Source organism: Pedobacter miscanthi (genome assembly GCF_003315595.1).
Lineage (GTDB): Bacteria > Bacteroidota > Bacteroidia > Sphingobacteriales > Sphingobacteriaceae > Pedobacter > Pedobacter miscanthi.
In genome coordinates this window covers 48,767-74,365 of record NZ_QNQU01000021.1, presented here as the reverse complement: position 1 = coordinate 74,365, position 25,599 = coordinate 48,767, and the positions used below count along the sequence as shown (strand labels likewise).

The 25,599-nt window shown below is 40.3% G+C and carries 22 protein-coding genes; 21 read left to right on the top strand and 1 reads right to left on the bottom strand.

Annotation, left to right across the window (positions count from 1 at the left end):
- Positions 1-467 precede the first annotated feature (467 nt).
- Positions 468-2,978 carry a YfhO family protein gene (locus tag DRW42_RS21250; RefSeq protein WP_113950849.1) on the bottom strand — a complete coding sequence of 837 codons (2,511 nt, stop codon included), beginning with the start codon at positions 2,976-2,978 and terminating at the stop codon, positions 468-470.
- A gap of 129 nt (positions 2,979-3,107) precedes the next feature.
- Here DRW42_RS21250 and DRW42_RS21245 point away from each other — a divergent pair, with 129 nt between their 5' ends.
- The 21 genes from DRW42_RS21245 to DRW42_RS21140 all read left to right on the top strand — a co-directional run bounded on the left by DRW42_RS21245 (position 3,108) and on the right by DRW42_RS21140 (position 25,477).
- Positions 3,108-4,190: an alginate lyase family protein gene (locus DRW42_RS21245; RefSeq protein ID WP_113950848.1), complete on the top strand. Its 1,083-nt coding sequence runs from the start codon at positions 3,108-3,110 to the stop codon at positions 4,188-4,190.
- A 65-nt stretch (positions 4,191-4,255) separates the two neighbouring features.
- Positions 4,256-4,762 (top strand): GbsR/MarR family transcriptional regulator, encoded by a 507-nt coding sequence (locus DRW42_RS21240; RefSeq protein WP_113950847.1) that lies wholly within the window; start codon positions 4,256-4,258, stop codon positions 4,760-4,762.
- A gap of 203 nt (positions 4,763-4,965) precedes the next feature.
- On the top strand, positions 4,966-5,781 hold the full coding sequence (locus DRW42_RS21235; protein ID WP_113950846.1) for a DUF393 domain-containing protein: 816 nt from the start codon (positions 4,966-4,968) through the stop codon (positions 5,779-5,781).
- Between the two features lie 4 nt (positions 5,782-5,785).
- Positions 5,786-6,730: a TIGR01777 family oxidoreductase gene (locus DRW42_RS21230; protein ID WP_113950845.1), complete on the top strand. Its 945-nt coding sequence runs from the start codon at positions 5,786-5,788 to the stop codon at positions 6,728-6,730.
- 463 nt (positions 6,731-7,193) lie between these two features.
- Positions 7,194-7,670 carry an SRPBCC family protein gene (locus DRW42_RS21225; protein ID WP_113950844.1) on the top strand — a complete coding sequence of 159 codons (477 nt, stop codon included), beginning with the start codon at positions 7,194-7,196 and terminating at the stop codon, positions 7,668-7,670.
- A gap of 695 nt (positions 7,671-8,365) precedes the next feature.
- The gene (locus DRW42_RS21220) at positions 8,366-9,904 is read left to right on the top strand and encodes a hypothetical protein (RefSeq protein WP_113950843.1); all 1,539 of its coding nucleotides are present in this window, start codon (positions 8,366-8,368) and stop codon (positions 9,902-9,904) included.
- Positions 9,905-9,930: 26 nt separating this feature from the next.
- Complete coding sequence (locus DRW42_RS21215) at positions 9,931-10,269, top strand: hypothetical protein (protein WP_113950842.1); 339 nt, start codon at positions 9,931-9,933, stop codon at positions 10,267-10,269.
- Positions 10,270-10,287: 18 nt separating this feature from the next.
- Positions 10,288-11,931: a hypothetical protein gene (locus DRW42_RS21210; RefSeq protein WP_147243790.1), complete on the top strand. Its 1,644-nt coding sequence runs from the start codon at positions 10,288-10,290 to the stop codon at positions 11,929-11,931.
- Positions 11,932-11,937: 6 nt separating this feature from the next.
- A complete protein-coding gene (locus DRW42_RS21205; RefSeq protein ID WP_113950840.1) occupies positions 11,938-15,846 on the top strand; it encodes a hypothetical protein in 3,909 nt (1,302 codons plus the stop codon).
- A 5-nt stretch (positions 15,847-15,851) separates the two neighbouring features.
- On the top strand, positions 15,852-17,132 hold the full coding sequence (locus DRW42_RS21200) for a hypothetical protein (RefSeq protein ID WP_113950839.1): 1,281 nt from the start codon (positions 15,852-15,854) through the stop codon (positions 17,130-17,132).
- A 27-nt stretch (positions 17,133-17,159) separates the two neighbouring features.
- The gene (locus DRW42_RS21195) at positions 17,160-17,726 is read left to right on the top strand and encodes a TerD family protein (protein ID WP_113950838.1); all 567 of its coding nucleotides are present in this window, start codon (positions 17,160-17,162) and stop codon (positions 17,724-17,726) included.
- A complete protein-coding gene (locus tag DRW42_RS21190) occupies positions 17,726-18,379 on the top strand; it encodes a TerD family protein (RefSeq protein ID WP_113950837.1) in 654 nt (217 codons plus the stop codon). Before DRW42_RS21195 ends, DRW42_RS21190 begins: the two co-directional genes overlap by 1 nt.
- Positions 18,380-18,390: 11 nt before the next feature.
- Entirely contained in the window at positions 18,391-19,101 is a 711-nt protein-coding gene (locus tag DRW42_RS21185) for an OmpA family protein (protein ID WP_113950836.1), read from the top strand.
- Positions 19,102-19,628: 527 nt separating this feature from the next.
- Entirely contained in the window at positions 19,629-19,835 is a 207-nt protein-coding gene (locus tag DRW42_RS21175; RefSeq protein WP_113950834.1) for a hypothetical protein, read from the top strand.
- 153 nt (positions 19,836-19,988) lie between these two features.
- On the top strand, positions 19,989-20,678 hold the full coding sequence (locus DRW42_RS21170; RefSeq protein WP_113950833.1) for a YjjG family noncanonical pyrimidine nucleotidase: 690 nt from the start codon (positions 19,989-19,991) through the stop codon (positions 20,676-20,678).
- Positions 20,679-20,754: 76 nt separating this feature from the next.
- Positions 20,755-21,459, top strand: a complete 705-nt coding sequence (locus DRW42_RS21165) for a proline and serine-rich protein 1 family protein (RefSeq protein WP_147243789.1) — start codon at positions 20,755-20,757, stop codon at positions 21,457-21,459.
- 19 nt (positions 21,460-21,478) lie between these two features.
- Complete coding sequence (locus tag DRW42_RS21160) at positions 21,479-21,997, top strand: DinB family protein (RefSeq protein WP_113950831.1); 519 nt, start codon at positions 21,479-21,481, stop codon at positions 21,995-21,997.
- A gap of 41 nt (positions 21,998-22,038) precedes the next feature.
- A complete protein-coding gene (locus tag DRW42_RS21155) occupies positions 22,039-22,662 on the top strand; it encodes a hypothetical protein (RefSeq protein ID WP_113950830.1) in 624 nt (207 codons plus the stop codon).
- 76 nt (positions 22,663-22,738) lie between these two features.
- Entirely contained in the window at positions 22,739-24,058 is a 1,320-nt protein-coding gene (locus DRW42_RS21150; protein ID WP_113950829.1) for a flippase, read from the top strand.
- Positions 24,055-24,702, top strand: coding sequence for a class I SAM-dependent methyltransferase (locus tag DRW42_RS21145; protein WP_113950828.1), 648 nt, complete (start codon positions 24,055-24,057; stop codon positions 24,700-24,702). Before DRW42_RS21150 ends, DRW42_RS21145 begins: the two co-directional genes overlap by 4 nt.
- 13 nt (positions 24,703-24,715) lie before the next feature.
- Positions 24,716-25,477 (top strand): class I SAM-dependent methyltransferase, encoded by a 762-nt coding sequence (locus DRW42_RS21140; RefSeq protein WP_113950827.1) that lies wholly within the window; start codon positions 24,716-24,718, stop codon positions 25,475-25,477.
- The last annotated feature ends 122 nt before the right edge of the window (positions 25,478-25,599 follow it).

Here is a 25,599-nt window from a genome sequence, read left to right as displayed (position 1 = left end):
TTATTCCGGCCTAACAAATTTTTCGGGTTCCACTGGCCCAGCCAAACTACAGGCTTCCAAAGAAAAATTTTCAGCCGGCGTTTTTTGGTTCTTTTTGACGTCAAAAAGAAGGAGCTTTTCGGCGGCGGCGAGCCGAGGCGAGAATGTACGTTAAGGCAAAAAAATCAATTATACATCGAGGGAAAAACTTTGGATTTAAGCTAAAATGATTGGTTAATTGAAACTTATTGCCTGCAGATCCGTCGACTACGCTCAGGATGACAAATCGTGAGGGAGAGTTTAATAAACAGAACGTCATCTCGACCAGAGCATAGCGGAGCGGAGAGATCTATCTCGAGACAAATTTCTCGGCTACGTTGCACTCCGCTCGAAATGACGGACAGTAGAAAAGAAATAGACCCCGGACTAAAAACAAAAACCCCGCAAGATCAAAATCCTGCGGGGTGTAAATCTATTTAAAGAAATAATTAAGCTTTAATCGCTTTCTTTTTCTTCTTTTCTTCTGAATAAAAACCGAAACCTAAACCGGCTAATAACAGGATTGAGCCTGCTAAAGAGATTTTCTCACCGGCATAATATGAAGTTGGGTGGAAAATAAATTCAAGTTTATGGTTACCGGCCTCTAATTGTGCTGCACGTAAAACATAATCGGCCCTGAAATATGGTTTTTCAACACCATCGATATACATTTTCCAACCTTTGTTGTAATAAATCTCCGAGAATACAGCAATTGCATCTTTAGCGGTAGAATATTCGTAGGTTAAATGATCAGGATTATAATTGGTTAATTTAATAAAACCTTCCTGTCCGGTACCCAAACGTTTAGTATCGATCGAATTTTTAAAACTTTCGTCAACAATAGCTTCTTTTTTAGCATCGAAGCTACTGATGGCTTTCATTTCCTCGTCGGCATTTCTGGCAAACTGCACACTTTGTACAAACCAGGCATTACCTGCAGCAGTTGCATTACGCTGCATCTTGTAAGATCCGTTTTGCGGATCCTGCGTGATAATGTATTTGGTATTTAACATATCCAAAACATCCTGATTGATGCTTTTCGTCATCTGGTTATCCACCAGTTCCTGGAAACGTTTTAACCTTGCCGAGTGGAAACCACCAACGGTTTTATGGAAATAAGAAGTTTCGGCGCTTTTAAAGGGATCGCCTAACGATAAATCGAAAACCCTGAAGTTTGGATCTTTATCAGCCGAGATAAAATTATCTACATCCCTTGGCTGATAGTGATTGTTTAAATCAGATTTACTTACAAAATTCTGGTTGTTCAGGTAACGGCGGTCTACCTGCCATAAGTCAATCAGCACGAACAAAGCCAACAAACCAAAGGCCAGTTGCATGTTCATTTTTTTAGTGATAAAAGCCCAGGTAAGACCAAAACCAATTGCGATAAACACCAACGAACGTAAAGCATCGGTACGTGCTAAACTCACTCTGTCGGCTTTAACAGCATCCAGAATCCGGGCTGTTAACGATGTATTATTTTGTGTAATCTGGTTTAACCATCCGGTTAACTGCGTTTGCGTAGCATTGGTAAAGCTGAAAAATGCTGTTGGAGCAACGGCAATTAAAAGTGCAAAACCTCCGGTAATTCCAGCCGACCAGGTAAGGCGCTGAACCAGGTATTTTTGATCATATTTACCGTCCTGTGCTTCTTTAACCGCTAAAATAGCTAATAAAGGAACCAATAAGCCTACCACCGCAAGAATAGATTCTACCGCTCTGAACTTGTTGTAGCCAGGCAGGTAATCGAAGAAAAGATCCGAGATTAGAGGGAAATTTTGTCCGAATGATAGGAACAGCAATAAAACGCTGCTTCCTAATATCCACCACTTCCAGCGGTGTTTAACAATAAATAAACCAAAAACGAATAAGAAACAAATAATAGCACCAAAATAATAAGGGCCAGAAGTACCAGGTTTATCACCCCAGTAATTTGATCCTGCATTTTGTGCAATTGCATTCAAGGCCTTTTCTGTTTCCTGTCCGTAAATTGGTGCAATTGCGTTTGATACGGTGCCATCCTGCAAAATCTTAATAAACTTTCCGTTAGGATCCAACTGTCCGCCACTGGCACCACCATATAAATTGGGGATCAGAAAAGTAAAACTCTCGCCAACACCCTGGCTCCACTGGTAAGCATAAGCTTTATCCAAACCATTTGCAGGTTCCGCCTTATCAGTAGTTAAGTTAGATTTACCACGGATGGTTTCTTTACCATATTCGTAAGTAGTCCATAAAGTACCGGCATTTACCAGCACAGAAAGGAAAATACCAGCCACAATGTAAGCCACGGATTTACCGAAACCAGCAAGCTGTTTTGCCTTAACAGCGTGATAAAGTTCAATACAGCCTAAAATAAACAATGCTATAAATAAATAATAGGTCATTTGGATATGGTTCGAACGGATCTCCAAAGCCATAAACAAGGCCAGCAAACTTCCTCCAACCAGGTACCTGCCCCTTAAAGTAAGAATAATGGCCGCCAGAATAGGGGCAAAAAAGCCTATGGCTAAAGCCTTATTACTGTGCCCCGCCGCTATAATGATAAAGTTATAGGAAGTAAATGCAAAGGCTATGGCGCCCGCAGCAGCCAGCCAGGGATTAATCCTTAATACACAGAACAATAAATAAGCACCTAAAAGGTATAATACCACTGTACCAACAGGATCAGGAAATACGCCTTTAATTACATCAATACCATAAGTGGTAATGTTAAGCGGATACTGCACCCAGATCTGGTAAGCGGGCATACCGCCAAACATCTGGTTGGTCCAAAGTGGCCCTTTGCCATCTTTCTCCTTAACATCCATAATTTCTTTCTGCATGGCTTTAGCCTGCAAAACGTCGCCCTGCTGTGGCGCTTTACCCTGCAAAACAGGACTGAAGTAGGCAAAAGTGATGACTACAAAAAATGCAATAATGGCCAGGTGTATGCCATTTTTATTAAACCAGTTATTCATTAAGGTTTGTTTAAGTTTAAACGAACGTCAAAAATAAAAATTTGGGCGGTATAAAAAAGGAATAAATTAAATGCATGCCGAATAAAAAATTAGATTTGTAACAAAGAATCCCAATTCAACCTATTTATTATGAGAAAGTTTGTTGTTACAATCGCCTTTGCCTCATTCTCTTTTGCTTCCTTCGGGCAGATTGTAAGTTTAAATACCAACGAAACCGCAAAGCTGAAAAGTGCCATCAAAAACGATACAGAAACCCAAAAACTTTATCAGGGCTTCGAAAAATCGGCTTTAAAATACCTTGATGAGCAGCCAAACCCTATAGATACCATCAGAACAGAGGGTTTATTGAAGGGAAATCCGAAGAAAGTGAAAACCCAGCAGGCCCTGGCCGACATGAATAAAATGTTTACACTGGCACTTGCTTACCAGATTAATGGCGATCAAAAATATTTAAACAAATGTGTAGAATTTCTTTCCGCATGGGCAAAAAACAATAAACCCAATGGCGATCCTATTGATGATACCAACCTGGATCCGGCAGTTGAAGCTTACGATCTGATCAAAAAAGACATCCCGGCCACCGATAAAAAAGAGATCGAAAAATGGCTGAGTGAGACCGCCTGGGCAGAAATAAACAGTAAACGTATGAAAGCAGGAAGGGCCACTGCCATTAACAACTGGAATGCCCACCGCTTAAAAGAAGTTGGCGAAATCGGTTATGCACTCAATAACCTGGAGTTGATTAATTGGGCAATTGATAACCTGAAAAGCCACATCAACATTAACTTGTATGCCGATGGTACCAGTTTAGATTTTAAAGAACGCGATGCCATGCATTACCACATTTACGACCTGGAACCGATGCTAAAACTGGCAATTATGATCGACAGGGCAAAGGGCAACAACTTTTATACTTACGAATCGCCAAAAGGATCGTCAATCAAAAAATCGGTAGAATGGTTGATTCCGTACATTAAGGGCGAAAAACAGCACGAAGAATATGTAAATACAACGGTTAAGTTCGATCGCGACCGGGCGAAAAACAACGAACCTGGTTTTGCACCGGGGAGTATGTTTCAACCAGGCCTGGCTTTGCCTGTTTTAAGGTTATCGGTTTATTTTGATCCAACGCAAAAAGATCTTTTACAAAAGGTAAGCGGCGGACAGCATAACTGGCAAAATGTACTCGAAGAATTAAAACATAAACAATAAATACTTTCAAATAAAATAAAGTTTCAATAATTTTTGAAAGTTTAAAAATATAGTTATATTTGTGTATGGAATTGGCAGCAGCAAAGTTGAAATTTATAGAAGCCTGGGGTAAATTGGGCTCTGAATGGGGAATTAACCGCACCATGGCACAGGTACATGCATTGTTGCTGATTTCGGCAGAGGCACTTACCACTGAAGAAATTATGGAGCAACTGAGCATTTCTAGAGGAAACGCCAACATGACCCTCCGCGACCTGATTGGCTGGGGATTGATCGAAAAGCAACATAAAGCCGGTGAGCGGAAAGAATACTTTTTTGCAGATAAAGATGTCTGGAATATTGCCCGTCAGGTAGCTAAAGAACGTAAGAAAAGAGAACTGGAGCCTGTTTTAAAGGTATTGAATGAACTTTCTACGGTAAATGGCGATGAAAAAGACCCTGAGTTTAAAACTTTCCAGAAATCGATTAAAGACATTAACAAACTCGCCGGAAATGTAGATAAAACTTTAGAAACGATGTTAAAGGCGGATGAAAGCTGGTTCTGGGGTTCGATATTGAAGGTGTTTAAATAGGGAGTAGCAAGATTAGGATAGCGAGATTGGAGTATCAAGTATCAAGATTATAGGATCAAAACATGCGCACCATAACCGCTAAACACTAACCGCCAAACGCCAAACGCTTAGCCCTAAACCCCAAAAAAGCCTTACCAATAGTTGGGCTTAATTTTTTAAATCAATGTTTCACAATTTACTGAAAGTATTAAAATTTACATAAAATGAAAACGCTTAAGAACCATGTGATTTTATTCGACAACGAATGCCCGATGTGTTATGTCTACACCAAGGTTTTTGTTAAAACTGGTATGTTGGCAAAAGATGGTAGAGAAGCTTATCAGGAAATGCCACAGGACATCTGTCCGTTGGTAGACAGGCAGCGGGCAGCCAACGAAATTGCGCTGGTAAATACCGAAAATGGCGAAGTAACTTATGGCATACAGAGTTTGTTTAAAGTTATAGCGCACGCCATGCCCTTTTTCAAACCCCTGTTTATGTTCGGTCCGTTTATTTACCTGATGCAAAAATTTTATGCTTTTATCTCTTATAACCGTAAGGTAATTATACCCGCAGCGGTTAAGGAAAATACCATACAGCCTACTTTTAAAATCCATTACCGCATTGCTTACTTACTTTTTACCTGGTTAATTACAGCTTATATACTAACTGGCTATGCACATTTGCTAACCGATTTTGTACCCCTTGGCAATAAATACCGCGAATATTTAATTTGCGGCGGACAGTTATTTTTTCAGGCCGCTATTGTTCTTTTTTACCGGAAAGAAAAACTATGGAATTACCTGGGCAACATGATGACGATTTCATTCGCAGGTTTATTGTTGCTTTTGCCAGTTCTGATTTTGGCTAAGCACCTTCATATTCAACCAGTCGTTTTTATCCTTTATTTTTTGATGGTTGCAGGGCTGATGTTTTTGGAGCACATCCGCAGGAGTAAATTATTAAAGTTAGGCTGGTTAATGAGCGTGAGCTGGGCGCTTTACCGCTTAATTGTTTTAGGTTTAATCTTTTTATTATAACATCATGAAATACGGAAAAATTGTACTGGCAGGCGGTAATGGTTATTTAGGTAATGTACTGGCCAAATACTTTAGTAGCGTAGCCGATGAGATAATTATTCTTGCCCGAAAACCAAAAGCTAATGATGGCAATATCAAAACACGACTATGGGATGGCAAAACCATGGGCGAGTGGGCAGCTAGTTTAGATGACGCAGACCTGCTGGTTAACCTTTGTGGCAAAAATGTAAACTGCAGATACACCGAAAAAAACAAAAAGGAAATTCTTGATTCAAGATTAATCCCCACCCGTTTATTGGGCAAAGTGATAGAAGGCCTTAAAAATTCACCTAAACTTTGGATCAATATTACTTCTGCCACCATTTATCGTCATGCGGAAGACCGTCAACAAGATGAGTTTACGGGTGAAATCGGTACTGGTTTCTCTATTGAAGTTTGCAAAGCCTGGGAAAACAGCTTTTTCGAAACCGAAACACCTCAAACAAGGAAAATAGCGCTCCGGATGGGTATCGTGCTAGGCTTGCAGGATGGTGCATTTCCGCGATTGCTCAACCTCGTAAAACTCGGCATGGGCGGCAAACAGGGCAATGGACAACAATACATGAGCTGGATCCACGAAACGGATGCTGCCCAAAGTATCGAATGGTTGCTCAACCATCCTGAAATAAATGGTGTTGTAAACTGCACCGCACCAAATGCAGTTAAAAATGATTTGTTTATGCGCAGTATCAGGAAAGCTTTTTGTATTGGTTTCGGTATGCCTACACCTGCCTGGTTACTGGCCATTGGTGCAAAAATTATCGGAACAGAAACAGAGCTGATTTTAAAAAGCAGGTGGGTTAAACCGGCAGTGTTGTTAGATGGTGGATTTGAGTTTAAGTATGGGGAAGTGAGGGAGGCGGCGGAAGCGCTGAGCGCCGAGCGAAAAGCGTTTAGCGCTGGGCGATAAGCGGAACCAATCAGGAATATTAAACGCAAACCGCTTGGCGCTAAACGCTAAGCATAATACAAAATCTTTAATAATGCCTACAATCATTTTAAAAACATTAATCATTGCACCGATCGGGTAGTATTTTGGTCGATTAGATATTTTGAAAGAAAACTCCATTGCATGATGCAATTTGGCATAGCAGATTTCCGTAGAGAAAAGCATGGAAATCTTTGCACTAATCTTAATACCCCACAGCCCAAGGCAGGATCAAGCGGGAGCGATGGGATATAAGTAAAGGAAAGAGCCTGGATACTGCTGCAATAGAGATTTCCGTAGCTTTTTACAAGGAAGGATGCAAGCCTTGATTGTTTGTTTCTTTATCATCAAGGATAAAGAAAGAGCCCTTTCGGCGGCGGTGAGCCGAGGCAAGCCCAAGTGCGTGGGCAGAAAAAATTAAGATTTCAATAATTACGAATTAATTATGCCTGCAATCATTTTAAAAACATTGATCAATGCACCAATTGAGCGTTGCTTTGATCTATCTAGAAGTATCGAACTTCATATCCAATCAATGCAGCATTCGGAAGAACAAGCCATAACAGGAAAGGTTAACGGGTTAATCAACTTAGGTGAATCAGTTACCTGGAGGGCCAAACATTTTGGCATTTATTTCGAAATGACCAATAAAATTACAGCCTTTAAGTATCCTAATTCATTCATTGACGAAATGGTTAGAGGACCATTCAAAAAACTTCACCATCAGCACGCTTTTAAAACGATTAGTAATCAAACTGAAATGATCGACATTTTTAAGTTTAAAGCACCCTTAGGCATTTTAGGATGGCTGGCTGAAAAACTTTTCTTAACCCGTTATATGAAGCAGTTACTGTTAGAAAGAAATGAGGTAATAAAGCGTGAGGCGGTGGGCGGAAGCATAAAGACCAAACCAAAAGAATAAAATTCAGTGTATTTTTTCACCATGTAAGGCATTTAAGTACCATATAAACTTACATGCTCTAATATTTCTTACATGGCAAAACCCTTGTACGATTGGCTAATGCCATTTACAGCTTAGATGTTCTAAGGTTACTAAGGTGGTAAATTAAACAACCCAATATTTATTTTATAACCACCTGAGTCACCTGAGATCACCTGAGTTTTACAGAATCGCAACCACAAACCGAAAGACAAAAAATCAGCGTATTTTTTTCACCATATAAGACATTTAGGATCATATAAGCTTACATGCTCTTATATTTCTTATATGGTAAAACCCTTTTGCGGCTAGCTAATGCCATTCAACAGCTTAGATGTTCCATGGTGACTAAGGTGGTAAATTATAACCAAGTGCATTTTTGATCACCATGTAAGACATTGAAGGATCATATAAGCTTACATGCTCTTATATGGTAAAACTGTTCTAAGGTGACTAAGGCGGTAAATTAAACCGCGCAATATATATTATAACCACTGAGATCAACTTAGTTTTTACAGGATGGAGCATTAAAACTTAAACAAACCGGCTCACCTAAAACATCATCTCAATTTTTTATAACCATAATATCCGCTTTACGGTTTTCCGTAAGGATTGCCGTTGCCCTGCTTATACTTTTGATCAGCTAAACAATACTAAAAGCATTAAATGTATAAATTATGAAAACAGGCAATACCCTGAAATTTTTCAGGTTAATGGGACTATTGGGACTATTTGCAATTTCAGCTTGTAAAAGTTCAGGAGGATCCCAATCAGAAGATCCCTTCGCGGCTACAAACTTCAATCTTTATGATCAGGATTTGGGAAAGCGTATAGAAGCGTACAATAACGTTATAAGCTCAGGCAATGAAACTAAAAGGGGCACACCAGCACTTTACATCGATTTCTCATCTGGTATAAACAAAGCTTTTAGCGATCCAACGATTAAAAATATGATGTCGGCCTGCTTCAATACCATTCTGGCCCAGCAGTTTGAAGTTTACAAATTAGGTTCTAATAAAATCTCATTACTGAACGTAGCCAATACTACCGAACTGGGCCAACAGGTAAGCGACCCGAAACAATATGCTGACATCTGGGCGCCTTTACAATCAACAGTAGAAAAAATTGTGGCCGGTAATAGCGATGCCCTCCTTATTACCGATTTTGAGGAGTGGCAAAAAAACATAGAGGTTACCAACACCGCTTTTCTAAAAATCCCATTCTCCAAATGGCTCGAAAAAGGCAATTCCATTCACTTTTTTATTGCCGATTATAAAGAAGGCAAGGTTAACAAACACCTTTATTTCACCATATTCAGCTCTGGCAAGCCGGATGCAGGCAGCATGATTTCAAAACTCGCATCAAAGCTTGCTCCCTCAACAACCAGGTTTGATTTATCCAACACCGCTTATCAGCTATCAACCGGATATCCTTCAGAAAAATCGGGTGGTATTTTTTATGATGAGACAGCAAAATCAGACAAAGCCAAAAATGTACTCGATTTAAAAGAAAGTTACATCAATGGATTAAAAAACGGACACAACTTTGAGTTTAATCCGCTCGGATTAGATTGGAAAAATATCGATCAGCTGCACAGCACTTACGCAGCGCAAAACCAGTTTAACGATTTCTTCAGGAAACTTTTTATCGACCTCAGTAATGAAGATAGCTACACTTTTGGAAACTTCAGCGTAAAAGTTTCGGATGTAACCACCGATTTCGAAAATTTTGCAAAATCAGAAGAAGCTAAAAAACACCAACCCAAATTAAGCAAAGGCAGTAATGGCGAGGCAAAGTTTTCTGATCAGGAAAAGGATGAAATTGCAAAGGCATGTTACAATCCCGACGGAAAATTAAAAGAACAATGGATTTATAAAACACAGCCATCAAATCCAATCAGTGAGGTTTTTACCCTCAACCAAACCCTTTTTACCAATACCAGGGCATCTAACCCAAAGCATGTAGAATTTGGTGTTGCTTTCGACCCTAAATTCAGTGCAGCCAACATCCATAATCCTGAGGGATTGATCAGGGTAGATATTTTATCAAACACGGCCACACCTAATCTACAGGGCGTTAAAATGGCCAAATTTGAATGGCTAAATGCTAAAAACACCCCTAATACAGCTTTATCCGAATCAATCAAAAATACCTTGCAGGAGCTTAAGCCTGTAGATAAAGTAGTGTACTCGTACTACATCAAAACTAAACAGTAATCTAAATCATTAAAATAAATTCTAAAATGGAATCAACTTCAGCTTACATCATCTCCATCATCACCGCATTAATCTTTTTGCTGCTATCGGCCATTATTGCAAACGCCATCAGGTTCGAGGGAGGGAGCAACCCTAAAGACCCTAAAGCACGCAAAACCTGGTTCTGGGTATTGGCCATCTTAAATCCAGCAGTATGTTTTTTACTGGGTTATTATGCATTCAAGCCTGATGCAAATATTATGGTCGTAAATAATTATGTAACCGCCCTGAGTATCGGTACAGCTATCGGTTTCGTCATCTATATCATCATCGGTTTTGTATTGAGCAAAGTATTTGCAACCGGAAAAATCGGACACTGGTTTTAATCCCTAATCAAAACATCAATGGATAAATTATTCGTCATCGCCATAGGCGGTACCGGGATGCGTTGTCTGGAAGCCTTTACCCACTTATGTGGAATAGGGATGTTCGACAATCAGGAAATCGAAATCCTCACGCTTGATACCGATCAGAACAACGGAAATAAAGGACGGGTCGAAGAACTGATCGGCCTTTACAACCGGGTTAAAACAACAGGTACCAGTGTAGGCGGAACGCCAAATGCAAATACCTTTTTCTCGGCAAAACTGAATTTACACCGGTTTTTCACCAATTATGCCGGGCCTGGAAGGGAAACCTATAAAAACATCAGCAAAATTACCACAGGTTCGCCTGAACAGCAGAAAGCCAACAAATTAATATCCGACCTGTTTTTGGATAATGGTTCCGTACAGGAGTTTGCTTTAGATCATGGCTACCGGGCACAAACCCACCTCGGCTCTATGCTGATGTACCATGGCATAGTAGAAGCCGCCCGTAATATCATCAAAGGCGCTGCTGTACAATCGCAGGAACGCGAATTAGACGCTTTTATGGGCAAACTGGAAAGTGCCGGTGCAAATGCCAGGGTTTTTATTTTTGGTTCTATATTCGGTGGTACAGGTGCATCATCTATTCCGGTAATCCCGAAAGCCTTACAGGATTTTGTGAAAATCCGCTCTAACGGAAATGCCAGTATTGATTTCGCCAAGGCCAAATTTGGCTCTACCTTATTAACAGAGTATTTCACTTTTAATAAACCAGATGATAAACAGAAAGCCAGCAAAGCCAATAGCGTAATTGCCGATTCATCGTTTTTTCCACTAAACAGTCAGGCTGCGTTGCAGTTTTACCAAAGCGACCCTACCGTTCAGAAATGTTATAAACTGCTTTACCATATCGGCTGGCCAATAGAAAGCAAAAAAATTGATGGCAACAATGTTTCCAATCAGACCATAACCGGTGGCAGCGAACAGAAAAACCCCTGCCACATTACAGAGTTGTTGTGTGCCTGTGCCGCTTACGATTTTTTCACCCAGAATGATGGTTTTAACAGCGCAAAGGCCGATTATCTCTATAAAGCGGTAGAATTTAAAGATAATTCGTTCAATTTCTCTTTTGACGACTTTATAGGCAACGAAAATAAATCGGGCGAAATATTTGTAAACAAGCTGGGTGCTTTTTTCTCCCTGGCACACATTTCATTAACCAAAAACGGTGGCGCTTTTGATGATGGCGGCATAAAAGGTTTCATCAAACAGTGCGAAAACCAAAAACTGAACCAATACAGTACCATTACCGATGCGGAGTGTAAAGATATAAACGAATATTTCAAGCTTTTTGCCTACACCTTTAAAGATGCCAAATTTATACCCGGCTGGCTTTATCAGGTAAGGAACTCCGTTGCCCCTGGCAGGTTCCTGTTCGATAGTAAGGCATTTCCGGATAACCCAACTGAACTAAAAAAACTGGATGTGGGTACCATTTTCCTTGATGAAAAACACCATTGGAGTAAAGGAGGCCTTTTTAGGGATCGTTATGATCTTTTTGTCGAAAAACTGATCAACACCAACCCAAAAGACGAGCAGAAAGTAAATACCACTAAAGAGAAATTCCTTGCGCACATTTTTAATGCACTTACCATTTCACAAAACTTCGATATAAACTAAAGCACCATGTTAGATAAAAGAATCAAAGCACTGGCGATAAAAGTTCATCCAAAAACAGAACCGAACGGAGTCGAATTTGCCTGGGATAAAATCCCCCAGCTTGAAGTATTTACCAAAAACATCCTCATTCCCGAAATCGCAGTAGACCAGGACGGTAATTCTGCTGTTAATATCGGAACAATTGTATCCGGCATACCATCGGTATTTGCCCGTGCTAATTTATTCAAGAATGCCATAGATAATATCCGCGATAAAGAAGCCGAAGCATCAGGTTTGATGTTATTCTATAAATCGCTGATCAGCGAATGGAAAGGATTGATCAGCTGTATAGCTTTAAACTATAAAGATATAGAAGCAAATAGAATCCATCTATCTTATTCAGACGGTGAGAGTTTAAACACAACAACGAACATCTACGAGCCTACCGGGGCATTTGGCAATATGTTATTTGAGCGTAAACCTTTGTGGTGCGATCAATCATTGGCCAATAATGCCGACAGGATACCCTTTATTGATGTCATCTCATTCAAAGGCCATGTGATCGGCGGAACCTCTCCTGATAGTTTTGTTTTTACTTCGGTATCCTATCAGATCAGGGAGAAATTCCCCTTCATTAACGTACAGAACGGAAAATTTATCGATCCTTTACAGTCGGAAATTAACCCGCAGGAACTTTCTACACTGTATGGTTATGCCAAACACATTTTAGATAACATTGAAAAGTTCAGGTTAAATTATGCCGGTGTAGAAGAGCTGATCAGGCCTGAGTATGGCAATATTTCTACCTGTATCCAGGCCTGGATAAACGATATGGTTGTTTATCAGCAGGCAAAAGGTTACCCTAAACTCGATAAATCTACCGCCCCCGAAGTTGGCTCCCTCTTCAATTATCCTTTTAGCCTTCTTTTTAACTATTCTACAGCATTATTCGGCTCGGAAGGGATTATCTACAACGAATCGAAAGAAGGAAGTATCCTGTTTGATCCAAAAGATTTACTGCTTCCCGATACCACCGAAATTGCACAGATCGATTTTGGCAGGGATGGCATGGAAACCCGGAATTTCCTGAAAACCAAACCCATATTGTTACTGGCAGCCGAAACCAAAGGGCAGCTGAACAACTATGCTTATTTTACCCTGCCATTAACACCATTGGCATTAAATGTTTTCGGTGCCACACTCGATGCATTGGTAGGTATTTCCGAATCATCGAACGTAAAATCGCGGATTACCGCCATTTACGACCCGGCCGATAAAGATGGTGAACGCCTGATTGTTCAGTTAAAGTTATATACTGAAACCGGAAACGAAATTGTTAAAGAGGTCATTTACAGGGTAACCTCCGAATTGATCAGCGGTAAAGACATTTTAATGTGGCCCAATTTTATTTCCAAACAATGGAACCGCTATTTTCTGTATTCGGAAATACCGCATAACGATGCCAAGTTTCAGGCTACGCCATTTATCGGAAATGTGGACGACGATTTTTTCAGGATTGTACTGGATGAAAAGGGCATTCCTTTATACCTGGCCGCTAACGGAAAGGCAGCAGTAATCCCTGAAAAATACGGCAACATTAAAGCGCAGTTACATATTGCATCAAACAATGCAGTGGCCGATAATAAATACAAATACGAGATATACGAAAGCAATAAACCTTTTAAAGGTGTAAAGTTTGCTCATGCAGGCGTTGATTGTGGTTTTGGAATTATCCGTTACGATGGATCGGGCAATACGCAGGCTTTACCGGTGAACATGTTAAATGCACCAAGGACATTGTCGCCAGCCTTTTTAGGTGTCGATTTTGGCAGTACAAATTCTTCTATTGCTTATTTTTCTGATCAGCGGAACGAGGTTTGCGAAAACCTGAAACTCACCAATAAAAGGGTATCGTTACTGGCTAGCGATAGTAAAAACAACGATGAACGACCAGCGGTGGAAGATGAAATCTTCTTTTTCCAGAACGACGAAATCCTGACCAATTCCATCAAATCAGTATTAACCATCCACGATTCGAGAAGAGTGGTAAACGATGGCAACATCCAGGTTAATTCCTTAATGGCCCAGTCTGTAAAGGGTGGTTTCCCGTGTTTTGAAAAAAACCTGCCGATCGAAAATGCAGAAAACAACCGCTACATTTTAGGTTATAACCGCATTGGCAGGGCCGAGCTGGTGTACAACATGAAATGGTCTACCCAGCAAATTGACAAGAGTTACAAAACCGCCTATTTAAGTACTTTATTGCTTCATGTATATGCGCAATTGTTTATCGAAGGGCATGAGCCACACACCTTAAAATGGTCGTACCCCTCATCAATGGGTAAAGAATTATTAAGCGAATACAGGGGTATATGGGATTCGCTTAAAGAAATATCACCGATTGAAAGTAACGTTAAATTAAAAACCTTCCCTCCTTCCGATCTTTCTGATATCGGCGATACATCCGGCAGCAGTAGCTGGGGGTCTACTGCAGCTCAACCGGGTGGCTGGGGCAGTCAGGCTTCAGCACCTGCCGCCACAACACCGGCATGGGGTTCAACCGATACCGGCAATAGCGGCTGGGGCGAACAACCGCAAGCAGCGGTTGCTACAGGCTGGGGCAATGAGGCTAAAAGAACACTTACAGCGGTAGATATCAAAACGGAAACCGGCCCGGTAAGGTTCGATTTCAAAAAATTAGGCAACGAAGAATCATTATCAGAAGCCTGTGCTGTAGCCAATTACCTGGTGCGCCCAAACGGTGGTTACTCCATTAACCCCGGAGAACTGGTACTTTGTTTCGACATTGGCGGCAGTACAACAGATATTACCGCATTGTGCCAGATGGAAGGTGGAAAGGCAATGATTAAACAGAACTCCATCCGTTTTGCGGCCGAACGCGTAGCACAGGCAACCAAATTTTCGCCCAACTTTAAAAACGTGCTGCTCAGGATCTGTGAAAAGAAAAAAATATCAATCCAGGGTTTAAATTCCGGTACACCTAAATTTAACGAAAATACCGCACCCTATTATTTCGAACAGGTTGTAGACCGTTTGGAAGCTTCGGATTTTGAAACTTTTTATCTCTTAATCGCTGCCGAATGTAAGGAAATGATGAGCATTAACCTTTACGTTACCGGCCTGATTATGTTTTACGCAGGTCAGCTGGCTTATAAGTTAAGGAATGAGATTTTAAAATCGGAAGATGCACCACCCCAGGTTAAGGCCATTCCACCAAAAATAAAAATTGCATTTGCGGGTAAAGGCGCAAGGATATTCGACTGGTTTACCGCGGTAAATCCGGCCGCAGCCGATGATTATTATACACAGATGTTTATCAGGGGAATGGGCGGCGAAACAGTGGCCAAACAAACCATTAGTCCGATCAGCACCAACCCTTTAAAAATAATCGATATCAATTCGCAACGCGGAACAGATAATTCCGATGTTAAATACGAAGTATCGAAAGGTTTGGCCATCCCAACCAATATCACGAGCATTTTGGTACCCACCAACAAACAGGCCATTGAGATATTGGGCGAAGATAATTTCTGTGTGGTTACGCCAAATGGCGAATTTAAATACCTCGAATCAACCAATTCCATTACGCCCGAAATGCTGGAGCATATTGGCAATCATTTTATCTGTTTACCGCAGGAAGGCAAACCGCACTGCCCGAGGTTTATGGATTTTGCCGATCTGTTTTACAAGGTATCATCCGGCATGTTTGGGCTGAAAATGAATGCCACAGATTTTATGGCGGGTTTTCAGGATATGAACATCGAGAACTACATCAAAGGCGAGCCAGATTTTATCAAAGCACAAAAGCGGAAACACGATGATCAGAAAGATTTCGATTATGTAGCGCCGATCATCATTCTCGAAGGGATGAAATTCTTCGAAAAACACCTGCTTAAAGGCATTCAAAAACAATAGTAGCGATGGGATTCTGTGTATTGGCAAAAATATCGAAGCGGACGGTTACTTTCTGGTATCAATCAGACAGTAACCCTTATGCCCCGTTAAAAATGAGGGAATCGAACGAGGTTCCCTTATACTTTTATGTAAACGGCAACGATTTTATTTTTGGCGCCGCAGCCAGGGAACGCTTTTACAAAAACGATCCCTACGCCTATGGCAATTATTTCGAAATTGTAAAAGATCCGGCTAAACATTTCAGTATATATGGTAATAAAAAACCTGTTAAACAGCTATTTTATTACGGTGTAGAACAATATTTATCGCACTTTTTAAACACCGTATTATATAAATCCGAATCTATCGAATCGTACAGGCAGCAGTTCCCTTTGCGCTTTTTATTTGATGATGATATTGAAGACAATGAGAAATCGCTGATCGAAAACCTGTTTCAGGAGGCTGGCTATTTTAATTTAGACCGCATTGCATATCACCATACCCTTTTTAATATACTTACGCAAAAGCAGATTTTGCCAAACAACAAGGCCATTTTATTAATGAATGGCATTGATGATGTACTTTATTTAAACCTCTACAAAAATAGTAAGGCTGAAGTGCTTGGATCGGCCAAACTGGTAGGTCAGGGAGCCGACCCGAGGGTAAAAATCCTGGCCGATATGATTGTAGAATATATCATCCTGCAAAATTCTTATCTGTCTGTTAATAAAGATACTGAAATCGCTTTCCTGCTTCCCTTCTGTGCGGCTTTACTTCAAAACATTGGTCCGATTATTAAAGGTGAGGCCGAACTATCCGACGGAAACCGGTATTGGTTTAACGTAAAGGAAAAAAACCTGAACGACAGGCTGCAATATTATGCGAATGACGGGATGATTTTTACGGCGATAGACGATTTGTTAAGGGCAAACAATTTACAGGCCGATGGCGTAATCATCCTGCTTGGATCAGAAGAAATCAGCACCGCATATTTTTCTGATAAACTGCTTAAAAAGTATCATCATGTTATCGCGTTGCAGCCGGTTGATGTTAAAGATGCCATGCTGGCTATTTTTCAGGCCATTGCCAATGCCGGTTACAGTGTTAAAGCAAAAGTACCCACTGCGCCTCCCGTACTGCCACGGCCAGCCCTTCCAACACCAAAACTGCCTCCGCCCTTACCACCCAAAAAGCAAAACGATGTGCCAAAACCGGTAAACATCCCCAGGTTGCCCGAAATAAAAGCAACACCAAACACGAAAAACAATCCGGTAAAACCACCGCCTTTACCTCCAAAAAAGAGTTAGGGCATATAACATCTAAAACTTAACAAAATGGCTATACAAATAGAAAAAAGAAAACCTGTTTCCCTGATCAGTGAAGAACCGGGCTTGAAACACATTATTGCCGGCCTGGGCTGGGATACCGCTGTTGTTAACGGACACCCGGTAGACCTCGACCTCTCCGTATTTATGCTGGGCGAAAACGGCAAACTGCTTGCCGATGAATATTTTGTTTTTTATAACAATAACACCAGCCCTGATGGTTCTACCCATTATCCGGGCGATAGCAGGGGTGGCGAGGGCGATGGAGATGATGAAGTAATCCATATCGATTTATCCAAAATAGATCCGGAAGTGGAGTTCCTTTATTTCGCAGTAACCATTGATCAGAGTGAAGAAAGAGGCCACCACTTTGGCCACGTTCAAAACTCCTATATCAATATCAGGAACAATGCCGATAAATCGGTTTTATGCCAGTACCTGCTTAAAGAGGAATTTACAAATGAAGATTCGCTGATGATTGCTTCAATTTCAAGAAACGGGGGCGCATGGAATGTAGAGGCACTGGGCCAGGCCTTTTCGGGCGGTTTAAATACACTAATAGAATTATATCAATAATGAGCAGTTTTAATTTAAATAAGGGAGACAGGTTCTCTCTTTCCAAGGCAGCACCCGGACTCACCATCGTAAAAATAGGAATGGGCTGGGATCCCAATGAAGAACCCGGCGGTCCGGAGTTCGACCTCGATGTTTCGGCATTTTCAATTGGTGGCGATTTCAAAATTCCTTCTGATTCGTACTTTACCTTTTACGGACAGCTCCGTATGGGTAATAAAATTGAGGATAAAATAGAAAAAGGCCTTTTCAGACCATTTACCGAAGATGGGGCAATTATCGGTGCCATTGATGATCCGGATGGAAGCAGAAGCGATGGCGACGATGATGAAGATATGTTTATTGATTTATCAAAAGTTAGCCCTAAGGTTGAGCAGATTATCATTTGCTGTACCATCTGCAAATATCCTAACGACAATAAAAAAGACAGGAGAACATTAGACCTGAATTTTGGAAAAGTGAACGACTGCTACATCAGGATTGTGGATGAAAGCAATGGTTCGGAGATCCTGCGTTACGACCTGAAAGACCAATATACCAATGAAGATGCCGTAGAATTCGGACGTTTGTTCCGTGCCGGCGAAAGCTGGGAGTTTGAAGCGATGGGCAGGGCACATACCGGCAGTTTGCAAACTTTAGTGGAGATGTACACCTAAAAAATAAAATTATGGCATTCGATTTAAATAAAAACGATGGTTCTGAAAAAGAGCCATCTAAATTTGATCTTTCAAAAGGAGAGATCGAAAAACCCGCTGGCCAATCGCGGGGCTGGTTAATCGGTTTATTCGCGATACTGGTTGTTGGTGGTGGCATCTGGTATTATGCATCAGGCAAAACAGATCCTGCGGCAAAAACAGCTGCACCAAACATTTCTTCCGATCCGGCTTCAGTTGTTGCGCCTGCTGCACCAGCAAAAGAAAAAGTTAGCGGTATAGATACCACTGCTGTTACGCAGGTAAAATCACCGGCGATTAAAGAAGATCCGATCAGAAAAACCAGTCTGGATGCAGCCCCTGCCCAATTACAAACAAAAGCACTTAAAGCTTTAAACCATTCCGTACCGGTAACATTTGTTCAGGGTTCATCATCTTTTGCCAGTACCAACAGTGCTTTAATCAAACGCATTGTCGCTTATCTGATCAAAAACCCTGCGGCATCCATCCAAATTGATGGTTATGCCAGCAGCGATGGTCCGATAGCAGTTAATCAGCAGATATCGCAGGCCAGGGCCGATGCCTTCAAAAACCATTTAACGGCATTAAATATCGAAGCAAGCCGGATAAGTGCTACGGGAAAAGGGATTGAAAATCCGGTTGCCTCAAATAAGACAGCTAGTGGGAGGAAAAGGAACAGGCGTGTTGAAATTATGTTTTTATAAGTTAAGTTTGATTAATACTCATTCGTGAGAACTAATTATGAACCCATTAAGCCAGCGCGATCGTCAACACATATTTTTAGGGAGTTATGGTAGCTTGCTTTGCACCCCAAACAGGTCTTACCGAAGGACGCCCGTCAATCCCAGGTGCGGGGAAATCAAAAAAACAGTTGCAAAATAAGACAATTGGCATTGCCAAACCTAAACGCAGTGGTTTTGTGCAGGTCTTACAAAAAACTTTAATCTGTCTGATACTTACTGCACAAAACAAAGTGCCGCTGTTTTTTTGATGTGCATGGGCCTCGTGTGAACGCACATTGCTGGATTGACGAAGCGCTTTGGGTACTTTGGCGCTCCAAAGTACCATGCCCTCGCGGCATAGGAGCGGAAAAAAGCATTTGTGTCATATGAATCTTCGGGATCAGCATCTCTCCTGCTAGATAGACTCTGATCCCGATGTTAAAATCGGGACAAAGTGACTACCTAATTATCAAAATCAGGTTTATAAGTTAACCATTTAAAAAAATCTTGTGGCAAAAAGAAGAACTAAGAAAACAAAACAAAGAGGTTTTAAAGAAATCTTAATCCTATTGGGGATGCTTTTTAGCGGCATCCTCTTTATCATCAAAATCATTTTCGGGCGCATAGGCTGGTTAGAAGTTTTTGCACCAGTAATCATCGTATTTCTGATCCTTTTTCTCCTCTCCGTATTAAAAACGGCAGTGAGGAAAGCGTAATTAATAAACAAAATCATTCAAAAACCCTGCTCCACTTAGTAACATCGCACTTAGGGCAGGGTTTACTCCTTTAAACTTCAGGCATTCTTTTTAATTAAACCCGAACTTTCAGGTCAAACATCATTAGGTTACCTTTGTGAAAAATCATCACAAATGAAAAGACACATTTTCTTCGATCTCGACCATACGATATGGGATTTTGACCGCAATGCCGAAGAAACATTAAACGAGCTTTATCATACTTATAAACTGGACGAACTTGGCCTTAAATCGTGTGCCGATTTTATCACTACCTATACTGAAAATAACCATCAGTTATGGGCCGATTATCATTTAGGTAAAATCACAAAGGATTTTTTAAGGTCTGAACGTTTTAGCAAAACATTTATCCAACTGGGTATTCACCCCGATGCCGTTCCGCATCAGTTTGAGGCTGATTATGTAAATATTTCGCCTACTAAAACCAATCTGTTCGAGGGAGCAGAAAATGTACTGACCTATCTGCAACAAAAATATACACTGCACATCATTTCCAATGGATTTAAAGAAACTACTTTAACCAAAATGAACCTCTCAAATCTCAATCCTTATTTCAAAAATGTAATTATCTCAGAAGATGTGGGTGTAAATAAACCAAATCCCATCATTTTTGAATATGCACTGGATAAGGCAAAAGCCCTGAAGGAAGAAAGTATTATGATCGGTGATAGTTTGGAGGCCGATATTTACGGTGCATTAAATTTCGGGATTGAAGCCATTTTTTTCAATCCTTTGCAAAAAGAAAAACCTCAAGATGTTAAACAGGAAATTGTGCATCTGGAAGAATTGTTGAAACTTTTTTAATTCTATCCTTTTTTGTTTGGTTTTGGCATTTGTTTGGCATTATTTCAAAACACACACAAATGAAACCTTAATTAAAATGAAAACAACCATCTTTTTAGGATTGGCAATGCTTTTTGCTACCCTAAGTTTCGCTCAAAACAACCGCCGGTCAGCCGAAGTTTTCCTGCAGATCGCTAATCCAGGCAAGTATAATGTATATTTAGATGATGAACTTGTTGCTTCATCCAACGGCAGGTTCCGTTTTTATGATGTATACAATTCTGCACCAACACTATCCATTATTCAGGGCAATACCGTAATCTTAAAACAACAAGTTAACGTTATCCCTGGACAACGGCTAATTTTAAGTTTAGACAATCGGAGATTGAATACACTGAAGCAGCTAGATATTTACCGTAACGGACAATATATGCTAAATGATTTTGATGGTTACACAGGAAATTACAATACCGGTATTGTTCCTACAGTGCTTCCGCAGCCCGATATGAATTACCGGTTGTTATCACCTGAGGCTTTTCAGGAATTTTATGCCAGTTACAAAAAATGCAGTTTTGATAGCGAAAGGGTAAGATTAATCAGCGCAGTAAACAAAAAAGCCTCATTTTCAAGCAGTCAGTGTAAACTGATACTAAAAACATTCACTTTTGATCAGGAACGCCTGAAAACGGCAAAAACACTTTATCAAACAGTTGTAGATCCACAGAATTACTTTACACTTGCCGAAGTATTCGAATTTTTTAACTATAAAGATGAATTCTTAAAATATTTGGAGAAAGCGTAATTCAGTCTATCTTTATTAAATGGCCGCAGCAAAAGTGAAGGCATCGGTAAAACAGATTATCGATGCCTATAAATTTAAATTATCTCAGTACCCGGAAGACATTTTTCAAACCGTTCCACCAATCTCAGGCTGGAGTTATAGTGAGGTATATTCTCATATCTTCGATTCGAGCCTGCTTTCTTTAATCGCGCTTTCGCATGCAGCTACCGGAAAAGGGGAAGATAAACCCACGCATTTTGTGGTAAAACTAATTTTGTTTTTTGGAGCCTTCCCGCCTGCACAAAAATATAAAGTGCCAAAAAGGCTTATTGAGCGTGTTAAAAAAATAAGCAAAACTGAAGCCTCTGATTTTATTTTAACAGTAGAAAAAGCGCTGGAAGAATATTATCCATTAATAGCTAATGCAAAAGCAAACTGCAAAACCAAACACCCACGATTGGGCTACTTAAATGCCAACCAATGGCTTAGGTTTATCGAAATCCATTTAAAGCATCATTTAAAACAGTTAGAAAGAATAGAAAAGAGCTTTCAGGCCTAAATTAATTTTGCCATATTTGGGTAAACCTAATCCCAATGCTCATGAAATATCCTTTTTACTTGTTGGCTGTTGCCCTGCTTTGTGCCTGTAACAGCAGCGAAAAGAAAGAAAATACTCAAGCCATGATCGCTACCCCTACTGGTTTGGAGGGTTTGCAAAAAATCAATCCCAGTCAGCCAGTAGTACAAAATACAAAAAGTAACCTTATTTTTAATCCGCCTCACGGCCAGGCCGGCCACACCTGTGCCTTAGCTGTTGGTGCTCCATTAAATCAAACCGCCGTTGCTCAGCCCCAGCAAAACGCCGGGCCACAACCTGCACCAAGCCCTGCTCCTGCAGTCGCTGTTGTTAATACATCAGGCAAGAAATTAAATCCTAAACATGGCGAACCGGGCCATCGGTGCGATATTGCTATTGGTGCACCTTTGGATAGTAAACCAACACAGGTAGTTACCATTACGCAGCCAGCAGTTACACAGGTACCAGCAGTAAAAGTAGGCAAAGGTTTAAATCCTCCGCACGGCCAGCCAAACCACAGGTGCGATCTTGCAGTTGGTGCACCTTTAAACAGTAAACCTGCGCCAATTGTAAATCCTGCGCCAACACCTACACCTGAAGCTAAAGCGACAGAAAGCAAAGTGCTGGAGACAAAAAGTGAAGGCTGATCTTCAGGCATGGACTAAAAATAATTTGAATTTAAGATATCATACATAACGCACATTTTTTTACATCTTTGCGTTAATGAAATTACCCGCCATAAAAGGTTTTAACGAAGAAGCATTTAACAAGTATTTAAAGAATACGGGATGGGTAATTTTTGGCAAGGGCCTAAGTCTCATTGTAAATGTTTTAATTACACGTTATCTTGGGCCTGTTTCGTTCGGCGATTTAAGTTTTGGACTTTCGCTGGTGGCTATTCTTGCTGCCGTTGGTGCCTTGGGGCTCGACACTTTTATTATCCGTGAAATTATCCAGGAACCGGCAAAACGCGATGAGATTTTAGGAACATCGTTATGGCTAAGAATCATAACAAATGCCTTGCTTATTCCGGTAGCTGTAGGAATCTACCTCATTAGCCATCATTTGTCATCAAAGCCAGGAGAACCATTAACTTTATTGGTTGGTTTGCTAGCTTTTGCCTCTTTTTTTAAATCGTTTAATGTTATCGATGCCTACTTTCAGTCTCAGGTGCAATCTAAATATGTGGTACAGGTACAGAATATCTGTCTAATCACCATTTCGATAATTAAAGTAGCCATTATTGTACTTTCGTTGCCATTAATCTATATCATTTTTGCCTATGTTCTGGATGGACTGATCCTGGCGATTGGTCTTGTTATGGTTTATCAGAAAAGAGGATTCAGCATCTTCGATTGGAGTTTTGATAAACAGCGGGCAAAATCACTATTAAGAAAATCTTCTCCGCTCATACTCTCTGCTGTAATGGTTTCCATTTATATGAAGATAGATGTGGTGATGTTAAAAAGTATCGGCAGTAAAGCAATTGGGATTTACAGTTCTGCACAAAATTTAAGCGAAGCCTGGTATTTTATTCCTATTGCCATTGTTACCTCCGTATTTCCTGCATTGCTAAATGCACGAAAAACAGATTTAGACCGTTATCAGAAACGCCTTAAAAATCTGTACGATCTGCTTGTTTTTATCAGTTTACCTGTTGCCTTGTTTATCAGTTTTTTTGCTGATGATATTATTCACATTATTTATCAGGGTAAATACGATGGTGCCGGACCGATGCTTTCTATTCATATATGGTCGGGGATATTCGTGTTTTTAGGAACAGCGAGCTCACAATATCTGGTGGCAGAAGGGTTTACCAAGATTTCATTTTACAGAACGGCTGCAGGCGCAATTATTAATATTCTCCTAAATCTTTGGCTAATCCCAAGATACGGTGGTGTTGGTGCATCTGTTGCAACCCTTATTGCCTGCGTAATATCAACATTTTATCTTTTGTTCATCCCAAAAACCAGGGAGCAGGGGATTATGATGTTAAAATCATTATTTTTGGTCACAGCATTTCAAAAAATATTTAAACGTTGAGTACTCTTAAAGCATTAAGCACATTAGTTGCAAAGCCAAACAGGCTAAAGGCATTATTATCATACGGGCATAAAGGCTATCTGAACAGCATTGGCTGGTTTACTGCTTTTGATAAAAAACAGGCCGTAGATGGCAAGGGAAAAGCATTACCCTGGGTAACTTATTCGTTTATCGATTTTATTAAAGAGCGGATAAACAAAAACCAACATATTTTCGAGTATGGTTCAGGCAATTCTACCATTTTTTATGCAGAAAGAGCTGGTTCTGTAACTTCTGTTGAGCACGATAAAGGATGGCACGATAAGGTTAAAAATACAAGTCCGGCCAATGCCGAAATGATATTCTGTCAACTGGAAAAAGATGGTGAGTATGCTAAAAAAGCAATATTGCTCAATAAAAAATTCGACATTATTATTGTTGATGGCCGCGACCGTGTAAACTGTTGTAAGCATAGTGTGGCAGCACTTTCATCAAACGGCGTATTGGTTTTGGATGATAGCGAACGCGAAGTATACCATCCTGCACGTGTGCTGTTGAAAGAGCAGGGATTTAAAGAAATCAGCTTTAGTGGCATTTCACCCGGACTTTTTTACGAAAAAGCAACTTCGGTGTTTTATAAACAGGATAATTGTTTAGGTATTTAATACAGTTGAAACCATGTTAAGCGAAGAAGTAAAAACGGCCTACGATAATTTTTATACCAACAGCGATGTGGCCTGGCGGATGCTTGGAGCCAAATATAAAGCCCGGAATATTGTTGATGTTTGCAAAGGACTTAAACCAAAAAAAGTACTTGAAGTTGGTGCAGGCGATGGCAGTATTCTACATTTTTTAAACGAATGGCATTTTGCACCTGAGCTTTATGCCCTGGAAATTGCACAAAGTGGTGTCGACATTATTAAAGACCGTAACCTTTCGAGCTTAAAAGAAGCACAGACTTTTGATGGCTATAAAATTCCTTACGAAGACGATACTTTCGATCTGATTATCCTTGCGCACGTTTTAGAACATGTAGAACACGAACGGATTTTGATCCGCGAATTAAAAAGAGTTGCTAGATATATTGTGGTAGAGGTGCCTAAAGATTACCGTTATGGTGTAGACCAGAGGATGAAACACTTTTTAGATTACGGCCACATCAACATGTATACGCCAACCTCTTTAAGATTCCTGTTGCAGAGCGAAGGGCTGGAAATTTTAGAAGATAAAGTTTCGATGACAGCAACCGAAACCGTAAAGTTTAACGAGTTTATCAACAGAAAAGCACCAAAAACATTTACCAAGAACTTAAAAATCGAACTGGAATACCGCATCAAAAAAACTTTGGGTAACCTGTTCGGAAGAAAAAAACAGGAACAGTTTGCGAATGCCTATACTGTATTAACCAAAAAATCAGATCATAACCTGCAGATATTTTAGGATATTAATTTTATCAATATTTCGTTTTACCATATAAGGAATATAACAAAATGGAAGGTTTAACGCCTCATGTTCCATTTTGAGCTTATTTGAAACTTATATGTCTTAAATGGTTAAAAAGC

Coding starts and splice junctions, on each gene's coding strand:
- DRW42_RS21250 (WP_113950849.1), bottom strand. CDS start 2,978: ATGAATAACTGGTTTAATAAAAATGGCATACACCTGGCCATTATTGCA.
- DRW42_RS21245 (WP_113950848.1), top strand. CDS start 3,108: ATGAGAAAGTTTGTTGTTACAATCGCCTTTGCCTCATTCTCTTTTGCT.
- DRW42_RS21240 (WP_113950847.1), top strand. CDS start 4,256: ATGGAATTGGCAGCAGCAAAGTTGAAATTTATAGAAGCCTGGGGTAAA.
- DRW42_RS21235 (WP_113950846.1), top strand. CDS start 4,966: ATGAAAACGCTTAAGAACCATGTGATTTTATTCGACAACGAATGCCCG.
- DRW42_RS21230 (WP_113950845.1), top strand. CDS start 5,786: ATGAAATACGGAAAAATTGTACTGGCAGGCGGTAATGGTTATTTAGGT.
- DRW42_RS21225 (WP_113950844.1), top strand. CDS start 7,194: ATGCCTGCAATCATTTTAAAAACATTGATCAATGCACCAATTGAGCGT.
- DRW42_RS21220 (WP_113950843.1), top strand. CDS start 8,366: ATGAAAACAGGCAATACCCTGAAATTTTTCAGGTTAATGGGACTATTG.
- DRW42_RS21215 (WP_113950842.1), top strand. CDS start 9,931: ATGGAATCAACTTCAGCTTACATCATCTCCATCATCACCGCATTAATC.
- DRW42_RS21210 (WP_147243790.1), top strand. CDS start 10,288: ATGGATAAATTATTCGTCATCGCCATAGGCGGTACCGGGATGCGTTGT.
- DRW42_RS21205 (WP_113950840.1), top strand. CDS start 11,938: ATGTTAGATAAAAGAATCAAAGCACTGGCGATAAAAGTTCATCCAAAA.
- DRW42_RS21200 (WP_113950839.1), top strand. CDS start 15,852: ATGGGATTCTGTGTATTGGCAAAAATATCGAAGCGGACGGTTACTTTC.
- DRW42_RS21195 (WP_113950838.1), top strand. CDS start 17,160: ATGGCTATACAAATAGAAAAAAGAAAACCTGTTTCCCTGATCAGTGAA.
- DRW42_RS21190 (WP_113950837.1), top strand. CDS start 17,726: ATGAGCAGTTTTAATTTAAATAAGGGAGACAGGTTCTCTCTTTCCAAG.
- DRW42_RS21185 (WP_113950836.1), top strand. CDS start 18,391: ATGGCATTCGATTTAAATAAAAACGATGGTTCTGAAAAAGAGCCATCT.
- DRW42_RS21170 (WP_113950833.1), top strand. CDS start 19,989: ATGAAAAGACACATTTTCTTCGATCTCGACCATACGATATGGGATTTT.
- DRW42_RS21165 (WP_147243789.1), top strand. CDS start 20,755: ATGAAAACAACCATCTTTTTAGGATTGGCAATGCTTTTTGCTACCCTA.
- DRW42_RS21160 (WP_113950831.1), top strand. CDS start 21,479: ATGGCCGCAGCAAAAGTGAAGGCATCGGTAAAACAGATTATCGATGCC.
- DRW42_RS21155 (WP_113950830.1), top strand. CDS start 22,039: ATGAAATATCCTTTTTACTTGTTGGCTGTTGCCCTGCTTTGTGCCTGT.
- DRW42_RS21150 (WP_113950829.1), top strand. CDS start 22,739: ATGAAATTACCCGCCATAAAAGGTTTTAACGAAGAAGCATTTAACAAG.
- DRW42_RS21140 (WP_113950827.1), top strand. CDS start 24,716: ATGTTAAGCGAAGAAGTAAAAACGGCCTACGATAATTTTTATACCAAC.